At 46.0% G+C, this 13508-nt stretch carries 13 protein-coding genes; 6 read left to right on the top strand and 7 right to left on the bottom strand.

Annotated features, from left to right (window positions below; genetic code table 11):
- Positions 1 to 69: 69 nt before the first annotated feature.
- From QUA71_RS27795 to QUA71_RS27815, 5 genes are all read right to left on the bottom strand, one after another.
- Positions 70 to 207, bottom strand: coding sequence for a hypothetical protein (locus QUA71_RS27795; RefSeq protein WP_333290075.1), 138 nt, complete (start codon positions 205 to 207; stop codon positions 70 to 72).
- A gap of 195 nt (positions 208 to 402) precedes the next feature.
- A complete protein-coding gene (locus QUA71_RS27800; protein WP_333290077.1) occupies positions 403 to 903 on the bottom strand; it encodes a hypothetical protein in 501 nt (166 codons plus the stop codon).
- Between the two features lie 65 nt (positions 904 to 968).
- Positions 969 to 1220 carry a TIGR02450 family Trp-rich protein gene (locus QUA71_RS27805; protein WP_006635910.1) on the bottom strand — a complete coding sequence of 84 codons (252 nt, stop codon included), beginning with the start codon at positions 1218 to 1220 and terminating at the stop codon, positions 969 to 971.
- Positions 1221 to 1848: 628 nt separating this feature from the next.
- Positions 1849 to 2073, bottom strand: coding sequence for a hypothetical protein (locus QUA71_RS27810; RefSeq protein ID WP_006635912.1), 225 nt, complete (start codon positions 2071 to 2073; stop codon positions 1849 to 1851).
- 1513 nt (positions 2074 to 3586) lie between these two features.
- Positions 3587 to 5419: a caspase family protein gene (locus tag QUA71_RS27815; RefSeq protein WP_333290079.1), complete on the bottom strand. Its 1833-nt coding sequence runs from the start codon at positions 5417 to 5419 to the stop codon at positions 3587 to 3589.
- Between the two features lie 282 nt (positions 5420 to 5701).
- On the opposite strand from QUA71_RS27815, the gene QUA71_RS27820 reads away from it, so the two are divergent.
- From QUA71_RS27820 to QUA71_RS27840, 5 genes are all read left to right on the top strand, one after another.
- Positions 5702 to 6403, top strand: a complete 702-nt coding sequence (locus tag QUA71_RS27820; protein WP_006635915.1) for a V4R domain-containing protein — start codon at positions 5702 to 5704, stop codon at positions 6401 to 6403.
- Positions 6404 to 6497: 94 nt separating this feature from the next.
- Positions 6498 to 6764, top strand: a complete 267-nt coding sequence (locus QUA71_RS27825; protein WP_190656584.1) for a hypothetical protein — start codon at positions 6498 to 6500, stop codon at positions 6762 to 6764.
- 170 nt (positions 6765 to 6934) lie between these two features.
- Entirely contained in the window at positions 6935 to 7405 is a 471-nt protein-coding gene (locus QUA71_RS27830) for a phycobilisome protein (protein ID WP_190656586.1), read from the top strand.
- A gap of 50 nt (positions 7406 to 7455) precedes the next feature.
- Positions 7456 to 8118, top strand: coding sequence for a V4R domain-containing protein (locus QUA71_RS27835; protein ID WP_190656588.1), 663 nt, complete (start codon positions 7456 to 7458; stop codon positions 8116 to 8118).
- A gap of 241 nt (positions 8119 to 8359) precedes the next feature.
- On the top strand, positions 8360 to 9526 hold the full coding sequence (locus QUA71_RS27840) for a pentapeptide repeat-containing protein (protein ID WP_333219834.1): 1167 nt from the start codon (positions 8360 to 8362) through the stop codon (positions 9524 to 9526).
- 17 nt (positions 9527 to 9543) lie between these two features.
- Here the strand turns inward: QUA71_RS27840 and QUA71_RS27845 are convergent, their stop codons facing one another.
- Together QUA71_RS27845 and QUA71_RS27850 are read right to left on the bottom strand one after the other, a co-directional pair.
- The gene (locus QUA71_RS27845) at positions 9544 to 10014 is read right to left on the bottom strand and encodes a phycobilisome protein (protein WP_190656592.1); all 471 of its coding nucleotides are present in this window, start codon (positions 10012 to 10014) and stop codon (positions 9544 to 9546) included.
- A 38-nt stretch (positions 10015 to 10052) separates the two neighbouring features.
- Positions 10053 to 10535: a 2Fe-2S iron-sulfur cluster-binding protein gene (locus QUA71_RS27850; protein ID WP_006635922.1), complete on the bottom strand. Its 483-nt coding sequence runs from the start codon at positions 10533 to 10535 to the stop codon at positions 10053 to 10055.
- A gap of 500 nt (positions 10536 to 11035) precedes the next feature.
- Here QUA71_RS27850 and QUA71_RS27855 point away from each other — a divergent pair, with 500 nt between their 5' ends.
- Positions 11036 to 12973 (top strand): serine/threonine-protein kinase, encoded by a 1938-nt coding sequence (locus tag QUA71_RS27855; RefSeq protein ID WP_333290083.1) that lies wholly within the window; start codon positions 11036 to 11038, stop codon positions 12971 to 12973.
- Positions 12974 to 13508 lie beyond the last annotated feature (535 nt).

Consider the following 13508-nt stretch of genomic DNA (forward strand, 5'->3'; position numbering starts at 1 on the left):
TTTTTGAGTAACAGCTTGCCGGATATTCAAAGGCAGCTACTTTTGGCTGCAATCATTTTTTAGTCTAAACTACAGTTCCATCATCCGGCTGTCTAATTTGCGCGCTGCTTCGCTAATCGTTATAGCGGGTTTGTTGCCGTCGAGATATATTATCATCAGAAAACTTCCTATTTTTCCCCGTCGAAACAGCGCAACTTCGACATTCATTGTTACACCTTTTATTTTTCCTTGAGTTGTCCACCCACCCGATACCTCGCCAATCTTGTCTTCTAACGGGACTTAGACAAAAACTGAAGCCAAAATAGCTTCAAACCCAAAGAGAGCAAGAGTTTTAGATCGAAGTGGCATAAATCTAGTTATACCAAAGGTTTCAGGCATTTTTAGGTGATCGACCTCTTTCCATTACCAGCGAGGGGTTTGGGTTTTTAAAGCGGCTCGAAAATGTTTAAGTCCCACTAAGGTTAAAGCGGTAAGATTAGCAAACTGAAATTCGTTGTTACCACTGTTTAAACGTTGGGAGAACTGTTGTGCAAAACTCCCTTCACGGATTTGAGCATCAAATGTAGCTCGATCGATCCGGTTGGGCAGTGGCGTTGTAAATCCTCCAACTATTTGAAACTGCTGATCGTCGTTCTTCTGATAAGCAAACACGCTTCCTGGTTTCAACCTATTGAGACTGCTGACCAGTTTTTGGATCGTCGCAGGTGGCATTTCTGTAAAACCTGCGGGCAAGTCTTGTAAAGTCAGGACTAGGTTGGACAAGTCCCCTGCGGGAGTTGGAATATCGGCAGACAGAATATTGCTGCGATCGATCGCCTTGGTGGCGATCGACACTTCGGAACATCCACCGCCTAATGCAGCACTAATTAGCAAACACACCAATAAGACAACTTTTTTTTTCATTATTTTACCCTGTTGCTATTAGTCATTACCCCTGTCTACCTCACTCTACCCCACAGCGCTGTCTTTTAGTCTGCTGTTTCTAATTCCTCTAATTCTTGCGTAGACTGCCATCCAGCTTGCCAGAGCGATCTGTCTTTGAGTTGTGCGGCGTTGAGCCAAAAACGGACACTTGGATCGCAAGCAGCCACCATTTCTGCAAATACCCATTTACCTTCGTTTTTTCGGTTGACCACTTGAAAGTGTCGCCACCCCCAAGTTTTTTGGTGTGAAGTCCATCGGGAACCAACTAAATAAGGAAATTTTTGTTTTTTGCTCACAGTATTTTTGTGGAAAAATATATTAGAAAGCAAGTGAATTGTAATAACTCGTTCTGTTTGATGATATTAGTTCCCTTTTAAAGCTCGTCAAATCCTCTCCCCCTCTCCCCATCTCGAACATAACAGATAATATAGAGGCGCTGCAGCTTACATGAGAGTTTACCTAAACTCTATCTGCAAGTAGATGCGTTTATTGTAACTTGCAGCCTTTCCCCCTCGGGGTTCAAAAGTAAGGGCAGTTCAATGACTGCCCCTGTAATTAGTTATACCTATTGAATAGGATAATTTTTCAGGCGATCCACCAATAGCCTATTTATCCAATACGAGCTAAATCGTGAATCTCAAATCTAAAAGCAAATAACCCAGGTTATAGTTGTGCACAATAATCCGTTCTGTGAAACTCAGTCAAATCTACTGTGAGAGCAGGTTTGACGCTCACTTCCTGCTTCGACCAAGGCGGTCGGCCGCTTCTTGTCCACAGGCGTGTTTTCGAGCCCAACTTTCCCTACAAACATTTTTTCAATCTTAATCGTGTTTCATTGATGCTGTACAGCTCAATAAAAAAGCACTTTTAGGTAAGATTGACTAATTTCTTTGATTCTGTCGCTACCTCTTGATTACTTCCCTGTTAAGGCTTTTGGCCGGATAAGTCCAGAGGAAGTTGGGGAAGTCGGAGGCGAACCGCATTTGTTTGCAGCCATAGAGTGATGGCGTGCTTCCGTTGCGGAGTCACATACTCTCCCGGTCGGATCACGCCAGCACAGACGCCGATGTTTTTAATAAGGGTTTCTCGCTCCGATGAACTTGCACCCTGTAGCAACCTGACTTGGGCTTTGATAAAATCCACGTTCATAGCTGAAAGTAAAAGTAAGTAAAGAACTCAGTTAAATAGCGATGCTTTGGTTCCGATTGTAACTCTAAAACCACTTGGTATGAATCAAATTGATTCAACATCCCCAGGATGGGGATCGGGGCGTCTAGAGCTAGCCAACTTTATTTACTTTATCTGTTTTTGCTAGCAAAAGTGTCACTATGCTAGCAGTTTTGGCACAATTATTTATAGTTAAGAACTGTTACAAATTTGGCTCAATTTCCACAATACGGCAGAGTTTAGTGCTAACGCTACTCTCCGGAACTCAAAAAGTTCAGCATTGTCTCCAACTCCTTGCCTTCCTAGGTTTTACCCTCCCCGATTGGGAAGCGATCGCTCGGGGAACATTCCTCTTCGAGCGCCCCTCTTAACACCCGGACACTGCCACATCACCCTATTGATTTAGATCGTCCCGTAGGCTTGGCTGGGGCTATAACTTCAGGCATACGTGTTGTTACCGGGGCTACAATAAGCGAGTAAGTTTTTATTCTTGTTTCTCAAGGATATATTTTTTGGATTTTCTTGCAAACCCCTTATTTGTGTTAATTAAGGCAGCTTAGCGATGTCCGGGGAAAGGAAGACTCGCAGCTTGCCAATCCAGGTATTTTGTGCTGTCTGGCGGTGAATCTGTATTCCTGAATTCCTTAGGGGCGATCGCTCGTTCGCTAGAATTGCCAATAAATGCTCATTTTGTATAATTCATAACATATCGCTCACTGCTAAGAATTTAAAAACAGCACAAGTTTAAACAGTCTTCCACCCATTGACCGCTCCTAATAGCCCACCAAGAGAGGTAAAAAAATTAACTCTACATACCCTATTTTTTCAGGCGATTTTGCCTTTACCAGTGGCCTTTGATAGCAATTCAATTTTGCCCAATTTGCTAGTTAATAAAATTAAAATTAATTTAACATTAAGCTAATAATTTTAATTGATAAAAGTCAACAATTAACTCTTTGAAGGGCATCGCAAAATCAACTCATTGACGACTTTTTTATAAAGAAAATTATGTTATTAGGAAAATATATTTACAGCCATCCTTCTTGTTAAAAAACAATGGTTTTTGAAGTTGGAAGCGTCGGTTTAGGGAAATCTGCACGTGAATTAAAGATATTAATTAACCGACGTTACACCATTTGAGGATTATTGTGGGGAGTAGAGGTTAGGCCTCCCACCTGCTGTGAAAATACACGCCTTCGGAATACGAGAACCCATCCCATAAAAAAAAATTAAAATCATCCCGCTATTACGCAACCCCAATTAACCAGCCCATAAGATATCTTTCACTCTACAAAAACGAACCGACCAGGCAGCATATAAAATCCCCTCGCGCAGAAGTTGCGGAGGGGCAAGGGTTAATAAAATTATTGGTTTTAAATTATCGATGTGTAGATCTCTTTTTGCAGTATCAAGAGGTATCGAGCGACCTATCGACCTATTTCGGCCAGTCGCTAAGATAATTTCCCGGCGAGAAACCGAGAAATTATCAACTAAATCAACCTTTTTTCTGGCGTTGGAGCTTAGTTTTCCAATTGGCGATCTCTTTCTGAGCAGGCTGATAACTCTGAGTACCCGACGGCACCAGCGAAGCAGCTTCAACTGCCTCTTTAAGCTTTCCTTGAGAACCGCGCAACTGAGCAATTTTGAGAATACTTTCGCTCCATTCTCCAATTAACTGTTGAGCTTCTTCATACTTCGGCTGACCGGGTGGAATTTTATTAGCTTGCTGGATGCCTTTACTGTAAGAAGAGGCAACCCCCCGCTTAATTTGACCCTTAGCAGCCGATAGCAAAGCAATATTTACATCCTGGTCTTTGGATAGCTCCTCCCACTGAGCGATCGCCTGTTTCGACTGATTGTAAACAGGCTGATTGACATCAGGCATCAATTTAGCCGCCCCGATCGCCCCCAGGAAATCGCCCCGAGCAGCCCGCCCGTTAGCTATATCCAAAATTGTCAAACTCCAGCGCTCAATATCCTGCTGAGCCTGCGGGTAGAGCGGATCGCTAGCCGGAATCGTTCGAGCCTTAACCACTGCTTTATTAAAACTAGAAGCCGAACCATCCTTGAGGAAAGTTTTCGCCTCAGCCCACACCTGCTGGCTCGATGGGGGCTGCTTGGTTCCAGTCCCCGCTTGCACCGCCCGCGGTTGGTTCTGCGAGCCCCCAGTACCAGTAAATTTTTGAGATCCAGAGTTTTGGGCATTTTTAGCAGGCGATCGAGGATCTCCTTCTTGCTGACCAATAAAAATTGATTTGTTCGTCACAAAAACACCCAACAGCAGCACCAAAGCCGTAGCTGAACTCCATAAAACTAGCTGCTGCAAAAATGACTTATCCGACCCCCCGTTATGCTCATCCTCCGGCTTTTGCAAGTTCGGTCGATCGCCCCCCCGATCGGCAGGGGCCACAGCATTTGGCTGCGACACAGGCGGCATCTCAACCGGCGAATCCTGAGCGTTGCGAACTGCCGGAGGCAGATCCATTCGAGCCGTAGCAGTCGCCATTTGCGGGCGATCGAACCCATCAGCCGTACCAACCGTCATATTGCCGTTGCGTCCGGCCAACGCAGAAGTTGGTACCCCTGAAGAATCCGGCAAAATCACCAAATTAGCCTTCCCCGGAGGATTCACAACCATCAAAGGTTCTTGTTTCGGACGCAAATGGTGGTCGCACAGCTCCGGCAGTCGATCGCTCAAAAAACGGTCTAAACCCTTAATGGTCATGCACTGTCCCGATCGTAGCCCCTCCAAAAGCGCCGTCGTAAAAAACCCCTGACGCAAAGCCGAAGTTTCCCGCGAAACTTGATTCGGGCGGCAAGAAAGCACCGTCGGGATTTCCAGTTCCCGCGCCAGCTCGACCGTTTGAGAGCCGATCGTTTCCCCCGCTTTCACAATCTGGCTGCGGTTCATATCAACCAGCACCAATACCGTTTCCGTAGGAGCGTTTTTCAGAGTATTCAACAGCAACTCTACCGGAATCCCCGTACCCTGAATGTCAGCCGGATTGCCGTCAACAGGCATCAAATAATCCTTACCTTCATAGCTGACACCGTAGCCGCTAAAAAAACACCAGAGTAAATCTCCCTGTTGCACATGTTCCGCGCAGAGGCTTTGGGTCAATCTCAGAATATTTTCCCGATTTGGATATGTAGATTGACCCCACAGCGACGGCGAGCTATCGGTCATCAGCAGACATCCATCCGGCGCAAAACCCGCCTCCTCAGTCAAAAAACCGTACAGGGCCTCTGCATCCTCTTGGGCATAACTCAAAGGCTGGAGTAACTGATATTGATTGATGCCTATTGCAATACAAGCGTGATTTTTCATCCCCATATGCCCTATATATATAGTGGACAGCTTGCACAAAACGATAACACATAGCCGTTTAAGGTTATACCCACTTTCGTCAGCACTCAGAGAGCAGTTGTCCGAAGGCAGAACTCCCAACAAGCCCCCAAATTTAGCATCCTAGAATTTTTAATTTTTATATTGCAGTGAAAAATTATACCCTGTGCCTGCCTTTAGAAAAATAAAGTTAAATTGGATACACAGGCTAGTCTATTTGACTCTAATTTTCACCAAACTACACCAAAAAGGAATAACCCGCCAATGGTCTCTACCGCTAAAAAAGAAATCTCCACCCACAGCGAATCGCTACTTAAGCAAAAGCATCCTAAAACTCACAGCCACTATAGGTTTCAGGATTTTTTTGCCTTCGATCGCCAGATGGGTACAATTGACGACTGGAATCAGTCGCGCAACATTTTTACCAGCGAAGACTTCATTATTGGTTTGGTGGAGGGGCTCGAAGAAGAAGTCGGCCCCGCGTCCTCTGTCATCATGTATACTATTGGTTGCCAGTGGGGACTCCAAGATTCCGAATTTTTTCAAAAATGGTTTAGTGCCGAATACAGCCAGAACATTCGCCAGTCAAATCTCATGTTTCTGCTAGAAACTTGGTGGTGGCCTTTCACGGCTCAAGGTTGGGGTCGCTGGGAAGTGGACATGAGCGATCGCAAACACGGCTGCATCTTCATCAACCTCTTTGACTCAGCAGTTGCTCGCACATTGGGAGACGTAGGCAAACCGGTTTGTCACCTATACGCTGGTTTGTTCGCCGGTTTTTTCGGCTCTCTAGTCAAAAAGCCTCTGAGCTGCATAGAACTCCAATGTTACTCAATGGGAGAAACCTATTGCAAGTTCCTGCTTGGCAACCCAGATAAAATTGATGCAGCAGCATTCTGGCTCAACGAAGGTGCTAACGCCCGCGATATTCAAAATCGACTGCAACACGGTGAAATATTGCGGTAAACAACCTGGAAAGGCACATCCCCTGCCCTGCCTTTCCTCCCACCAATTTCGCGATTGAAAGTGCGATGGTGGATTTCTCCAGGCAGGAAGAAAGATGAAAAGTCAAACTTCATGGTTGGACCAATCTGTCCAAGAATTCTTTGGTCACTATAATTGGCTGGGAAAATCTTTAGAAACCCCAACTGGCTCGACCCCCGGTCAACTTCTGAGTTTAACCCAGCCAGTAGCAGACTTTTTTCAAGCTATTTCTTGGGAAGGAATTCCGGAAGTAGGTGCCCTACCCCTACCGCCACCCTTGCCAGTAATTTCTATTTCTGAACAAGCAGAAGTCACCATTGATGACCTATTTGACCTGTTTTAATCTCTGTACGTAATGGAAAATAAAAAATAGGGCAATCCCTCCTCCATCTTCCCTCACCCCTCTTTCCTCATCCCTCAAAATCAATTAGTTAAATCCGTTAAATCCCGTACATTGCTCGTTGCCGAACTTCCTTCCTTTTATCAATTACCGATTACCACTTAATTAAAATCATGCACCCTGAGATTGAGGCGCTGCTGGATCAGGCAGAAAACCGCTTTTTAAAAGGCGAAGAACTCATAGCTTTTAAGCGTCAAGCTGTAACCCTTGTCCAGCGCTTAAAAATTTACGAATTTTTGCGAGAGAAGGAAGCAAGCATCTTCCAACCAGTAGCCAACAAACTACAAGAAACATTCCCCGACGAAAAGCAAGAAACCTTAGAACGATCGCTCAAACACTGGGTTTTAGTCTTGCGGTACTGCGCTATGGCTATGCTGCTAAACGATCAAAATTTTCTAGAACAGCGCCTTGTAGACTGGCTTTCCGGCATAGTCGAAGCCCACCAAACTCACAATATCGAAGCAACTGTTTGCAATCTGCTGCAAACTCGTTTAAAAGAATTGCTTTCCGAGCAAGCCCGCGCTATATTGCAACCATTTTTCGACCAAGCACAGTCAATTATTATTGACCAAGGTAATAAATAATCAGCTTTCTTCCCAATTTCCGATTCCCGATTCCCAATTCCCAATTTCCGATGATTAATATTGCCGACTTACTCAAACAGCCCCGACTCCCTGGAAACTACTTTGCCAGCGATGCCTACGTCCGAGGCGACCTCGAACTCGGCCTCCTGGAAAACCGCCGGGGTGATCGGCTCTTAGCACTCCCAGAAACACTGATTCAAGCCATTTATATCGGCTTAGAACAAGAAACAGGTCAAGCCTCCCGCCTCGTGCTTTTCAACTGCGGTCGCTGGTGGGGTAAAAACTTCTACGTGCGTTTTTGCGAAGAAGTCAGCGAATACTACGGTCAGCCAGTTTCTGAAATGGAAATGGTAGAATTTCTTCAGTCCTTGCAGCAGTGTTGGAAAACTCATGGATGGGGAACCTTTGAGCTTGACCCCAGCTATTCGGAACATGGATTTTTAATAGTAAAAATTGCTAACTCTCTTTTTGCTAAAACAGCCCCCAAGTCTAAGCGACCAGCCTGTTTTTTAGAAGCAGGTATTTTAAGTGCGTTCTTTAGTCAGCTTACGGGTCGAGAACTTCACTGCCTGCAAACATCCTGCGAATCATTGGGTTCGGACTGCAACCGCTTTATTTTAGGACTGCGCGATCGCCTACAACCTGGCGATTCTATGGTCGAAGAAGGAAAAGACCATGAAGCTATTCTCAGTCAACTTTTCCAAAAAAACTGACTAATTTGACAGCTATTACTTTGTTGCTAATAGCTGTCAAATGATTGTTGGGCAGCCATATTATCCACTGTATCATCAAAACTGTGAGTTAAATAATAAAAAAGAGCCTGAGTCAAAAAATCCGGTTTTAGCAATTTAAATAAAACCTGATTATAACCAGCAGCTAGAAAATTCATAACTTACTCTAGAAACTCATAAAATTTAAAAGCAATCAAAACCTCAAACATTTTGCTAGAACTTAATGGACGCCAATGAACTTCTAACTCGATATGCAGCCGGCGAAAGAGATTTTAGACTGGCAAATCTGCGCGGCATTGTGTTGAGTCCGATCGATTTATTCCGTTCCAACGATGCCCCAACTCTAATTTTGGCAAACCTCAACCAACACCAGCAACGACCCTACTTAATTGGTGCTAACCTCAGCGGGGCGGACCTCACCAAAGCCCATTTGAGCAGAGCCAATCTCAGCAAAGCTGACCTCAGCGGAGCCAATCTCACCGGTGCTAACCTCATGGCAGCTAGTCTGAGCGGCGCCAATCTCATCGGTGCCAATCTCACCGGCGCCAACCTCGCCGGAGCTCATCTGAATTGGGCAAACCTGACCGGAGCAATTCTTCCCAATGCTAATCTCATAGGTGCAGATATGAGCGCCGCTAACCTCACCAAAGCGGTTCTCACCGAGGCCAATCTCAGTAAAGCCTATCTGATTAAAGCCAATCTCAACGGGGCAAACTTCAAAGATGCTTACTTAAGTCTAGCGAGTCTGAAAGAGGCAGACTTGACCGAAGCACAGCTCACCGGAGCCGAATTATCCAAAGCCAACCTAGCGGGAGCCAACTTAACCCGTGCTAACCTCAGCAAAGCCAACCTTTTGAAAGCTAATCTCAGGCGAACTAACCTCACTCAAGCCTATTTAAACGGCGCGTGCTTGATCGGATCAGACCTTAGCGAAGCTTGCTTGGATAGAGCCAATTTGTGCAAAGCAGACCTCAGCAAAACCTACCTGAGAAACATTACTTTGAATGGCAGCCACTTAAGCGGTATTAACCTCAGCGGGGCCGACCTCAGCGGTGTAGACTTGAGCCGCAAACTTTTAACTGGAATTAATATGGCAGAGGCTTTGTTAAACGAAGCCAACTTGAGCGGTGCTTATCTGATGGAAGCTAACTTGAGCGGGGCAAACCTCAGCAAAGCCAACTTGAGTCTAGCCTACCTGATCAATGCCGACCTTTCTAATTCTTGTTTGCATGAAATTAACTTGAGCAAAGCTAACCTGAGTAAAGCCAACTTGCAGAAAGCTGACTTGACAGGAGCCAACCTCCGGGGAGCCATTCTCACTGAGGCGGATTTGACGGGAGCGAAGTTGATTGGAGCCACTCTTCCTAATGGCACAGTTTATCGGCGTTAAGTTGTCAACCCCCTTGATTATTTGCCGAGTAAAGTGCGGTTGATGTCCAGAATCGGAAAAAATAGGTTCCTTTCTTCCACCGTGAGATATTGTTTGAGGACCTTTTTCATCACCTCGTAGGTCACGGTTGCACTATTTCTAACTTGAACAGCGCCTAAAATAGTTTGCAACCAAAGTAGTAGCCGATCGCGCAATCGTTCCGTATCATTAATCAACAGTGCTGCCGCCGAATGCCTCAACACCTGCACAATATCTCCACGGCACTTTTCAGTGACATCGTTAGCCCCCCGCCGAAATAAACTAGGGTCTAGAGACAGCATTTGTGCTTCCACTTGCCGTATAATTTCTGTTTCAGAGGCTTGAATTTTTTTATAAGCACTCATCCGGTGATTCAAAGACTGAAAGTAGTCTTTCAAAAATTGGAGTTCTTCTGCACTGGCGTAGCGTCCGTCTGCTTCCATGCTCAAACGCGCAAGTTGGCTCAACATAGATTTTTCTCTACTACTAAAATACAAACATATCAGTTTTAAGCTTCTTTAGTCCGAACTAAATACTGTCCTACTTGAAAGCGGGTTTCATTAAGCTGTGTAACGATAGAACGAGTAATTAACTTACCTGATTCTACAACTACTTGACCCGTAATTGGGTGTAATAAATCTTGCTGGGCCCGGCGGCCGATCAGAGCTTCGACATTTTCAATAGCATTAATGTACATCCCCGCAGGCAACTGTACAACCACACCCTCGCCCATAATTTGAGCCTGACAAGCAAGTCGCGAATTGGCTTTAGCCGTAGTAATGACTTCCAACGTCCTTCTCTCGCGCCGGTTCATGTCCGACAAGCCTTCCATGCCTTCTTTAATGTAAACATGGCAGGTAGCGCACATTCCCCGCCCCCCGCATTCCTTGAGAACGTCTAAGTCTTTGGAAAGTAAGGCAGACAGGATATTTGATCGGGTTTCGACTGCTATTTCCTCCGCAATTGGATCTAGTTTAATAATTTTAACCATATTGATGTTTGCTCCTGTCAAGTTCAGTATTTAGCAAGTTACGATCAACTTATTCAAAGCGCAAAAAAATTTGGCTAACACTCAAAAAGGTTAAGATGCCTTGACGACAGCATCGGCTTCTGGCTCTCTAACCCCTATCGCATAACCGCACTTCTGTTTTGGTCATCGCTGTTCCCTCGCCCCGATTCCCCAGCTTAGCCTTGAAAAGCTAAAACCTTAGATACTTTCTAGATGGCATTGAAAAAACTGTAATAGTCGCGATCGACTAAAATAGCAGCCACAGGTAGTTCCCGAGCGAGTATCGGCATCCGGCAAGATTGATAGTGATTCCGAAGCTCAATGATTTTAGTAGGTGCGACTGTGCGATCGCTCTCAAGGAGGCTGAGAATGAACCTGAGATAACATAGGCTGTACCTGGCGAGCGATTCAAAAATTTGAATTTTTGTCAGAATTATTTACATATTTTAATACTAGCTCAAGCTTTTTCTATAATTAGACCGATGCAACATTCTAAGTACCGCATTTTAGGGCTAGTCGGACAAGGACAATTTGGTCGAGTTTTTTGTGCCAGCCTTCGAGAAGCTCCCCCCCAGGACTCCCGCCTCACCAGCCAACTGGTTGCTCTCAAAGAACTTAGTCATCAAAAAGCCCCAACTAGCGAATTCTTGCGAGAGCTGTGGTTTCTGATCACCTTGCAGCACCCGAACATTGTTACCTGCCGAGCTCTAGAACACACAGCTACAGGCAGGTACTTGGTTATGGACTACTGCGAGGGAGGAACCCTCCGCAACCTGCTCAAACAAGACCGCCCCTTGCGTCTGCTCGAAGGTTTACAGCTAGTCATGGAAGTTTTAGCCGGCTTAGACTACGCCCACCGCCGAGGCGTTGTTCACTGCGACATCAAACCCGAAAATATCCTCCTAACTTTAGGAGCAAAAGGTTGGTCGCCCCGACTTTCTGACTTTGGCATCGCGCGTCGGCTGCCAGAAATTGGTACCACTCGCCTCCACCAAGAAATTTCTCCCGACGCTACCGTAGGTTCCCCCGCTTACATGGCCCCTGAGCGGTTTTACGGTCTTTTTTCCCCGATGTCAGATATATATGCAGTAGGAATTCTGCTGTTTGAATTGCTAATGGGCTACCGCCCTTTCGGGGGAACCCCCGGAGACTTGAGGTGGGCCCACCTGAATCAACGCTTGCAATTTCCCGACGCCATCCCCGAACCTTTGCAAGCAATAGTCAAAAAATCTTTAGAAAAGCTGCCAGCCCGCCGTTTTGCCAGTGCTTCCCAAATGGCTCAAGCTCTGCGGCTGATCATGTACGACCCCGCTGTCAGGCAATTGGGCGACTGCATTATTCCTTGGGAAAACCCCACAACCAGTGGTGATAAAAGCCTGAAGTCTGAAACTGAGTCTTTGCTAGAAGTTGAAGAGGAAAAAGCATCACTGTCGGCGATTAATTTACTTCGGAGTGTGCGCTATTCGCTTTCGCAGCCCAAGCCGCTGATACTTCCAGCACCGTTGACCGCTTTAATTGCCACTGAAACGTATCTCTATGCTGCTGTAGGTACAGAGGTGAAGGTTTGGTCTCAGCCGGGAAAACAGCTAGTTACAGAAGAAATGTCTATTTCTATTTCATTAATGCCGGAAATCGTGCGCGGCATTTTACCTGTTTCCAACGGCTGCTGCGTTCTCACTCCGCAAAAACTTTACTGGCTCAATGAGCGCTCTTGGGAGCCTCAGTGCTTGCTGGATATGGGTTTGAGGCAAGGTCCCGATGCATTAAAAGCAGCTGTAGACTCTTACGGCAACTGGTTGACAGTAGCGGTTCCCGGCGAACTGCGTTTTTATTCTTTAGCTGCAAACAGCACTGCTGGCGATCAGAAAAAAGCCCTGAAGCTGATCGCTACTGTGCCGTTACCAGAACACTATTTACCAGAATTAAAGTTTTTGGATCGGCGACACGTCTTAGCAGTTTGGCCGGACAACGAACCAAAAAATCCCCAAACTATTTTTAGAGTTTACACTCGCCGCGGCACGTCGGTGGGTTCTGTGCGGTTGTCTGCCAGCGTGGGACAGATGCTGTTGACACCTGAGCCTTATACTTTGCTAGGAATTCCTCAAGGTGGTAAAGCGGCGGTGCTGTTGATGAAATTGTGGCCGCTCAAGGTAGCACGAATTCCTCTTGAAAGTTTGCCCGTGTCTGCTTGTGTGGCTAATTGGGGATGGGTGTTGGCAGATGTTGGGGGGCAGATAGAAGTGTTAAACAGTCAAGGGATTCAAGTAGGGAGTTTTAGCAGCCCCGCCTCACCCCGGGCGATCGCTCCTTGGGGGAATAGAGGTGTGGTGATCGCTGTCAATACTGAGGAAGAGAGTCACTTGCACTTTTTAGATGTAGATGTTGAGGAGAGCAACTCGCCCTCGATCGTCAAAGGCTGAGAACTGGCGTAACTGAAGGAGGTTGGGGGTGTAATTCAGCAGAGTGTATTTGCGGGCGATCGATTCCTGGGAGTTGGATCAGGGTTAGATTACCGTGTCGTGTCAACTTCTGGATTTTGAATCAGAGGAATTGTTAAGGGCGATCGGCTCAATCTGAGATCCAAACGTCCCTCAGTAAAGTCCCAGAAATGCAGACACCACTTACATATATATATATATGACTCATGCACCAGCCTGCTTCTGTCATCCTAACCGCAGGATGCAGCCTCACACCTGAACTTTGCCTTACCTATACTCCAACTAAGCCGCATCATCATGTTGAACCACTGAGTGCTTCTACCCCTGCACGGGAAATAGTCCGCCCAAAAGCCGTATTGTGGCCCAAAAAAAGCGCTCCTAGTTAAAAGAGGAGTCAGGTTTCGGATAGCCGAGCGGTGAAGGAGAGCCGAAACCCTTGTTGTGTATAGGTTCAAAAAAAAATCAAAAATATTTTCGCAAAACGCTTGACAACTCTGGGGAGAGTTGATACATTAAT

The sequence above is a fragment of the Microcoleus sp. MON1_C5 genome (assembly GCF_036701875.1).
Lineage (GTDB): Bacteria > Cyanobacteriota > Cyanobacteriia > Cyanobacteriales > Microcoleaceae > Microcoleus.

Bases quoted from the DNA above. Each gene is read 5' to 3' on its own strand.
- QUA71_RS27795 (WP_333290075.1), bottom strand. From the start codon at position 207: ATGAATGTCGAAGTTGCGCTGTTTCGACGGGGAAAAATAGGAAGTTTT.
- QUA71_RS27800 (WP_333290077.1), bottom strand. From the start codon at position 903: ATGAAAAAAAAAGTTGTCTTATTGGTGTGTTTGCTAATTAGTGCTGCA.
- QUA71_RS27810 (WP_006635912.1), bottom strand. From the start codon at position 2,073: ATGAACGTGGATTTTATCAAAGCCCAAGTCAGGTTGCTACAGGGTGCA.
- QUA71_RS27815 (WP_333290079.1), bottom strand. From the start codon at position 5,419: ATGAAAAATCACGCTTGTATTGCAATAGGCATCAATCAATATCAGTTA.
- QUA71_RS27820 (WP_006635915.1), top strand. From the start codon at position 5,702: ATGGTCTCTACCGCTAAAAAAGAAATCTCCACCCACAGCGAATCGCTA.
- QUA71_RS27825 (WP_190656584.1), top strand. From the start codon at position 6,498: ATGAAAAGTCAAACTTCATGGTTGGACCAATCTGTCCAAGAATTCTTT.
- QUA71_RS27830 (WP_190656586.1), top strand. From the start codon at position 6,935: ATGCACCCTGAGATTGAGGCGCTGCTGGATCAGGCAGAAAACCGCTTT.
- QUA71_RS27835 (WP_190656588.1), top strand. From the start codon at position 7,456: ATGATTAATATTGCCGACTTACTCAAACAGCCCCGACTCCCTGGAAAC.
- QUA71_RS27840 (WP_333219834.1), top strand. From the start codon at position 8,360: ATGGACGCCAATGAACTTCTAACTCGATATGCAGCCGGCGAAAGAGAT.
- QUA71_RS27845 (WP_190656592.1), bottom strand. From the start codon at position 10,014: ATGTTGAGCCAACTTGCGCGTTTGAGCATGGAAGCAGACGGACGCTAC.
- QUA71_RS27850 (WP_006635922.1), bottom strand. From the start codon at position 10,535: ATGGTTAAAATTATTAAACTAGATCCAATTGCGGAGGAAATAGCAGTC.
- QUA71_RS27855 (WP_333290083.1), top strand. From the start codon at position 11,036: ATGCAACATTCTAAGTACCGCATTTTAGGGCTAGTCGGACAAGGACAA.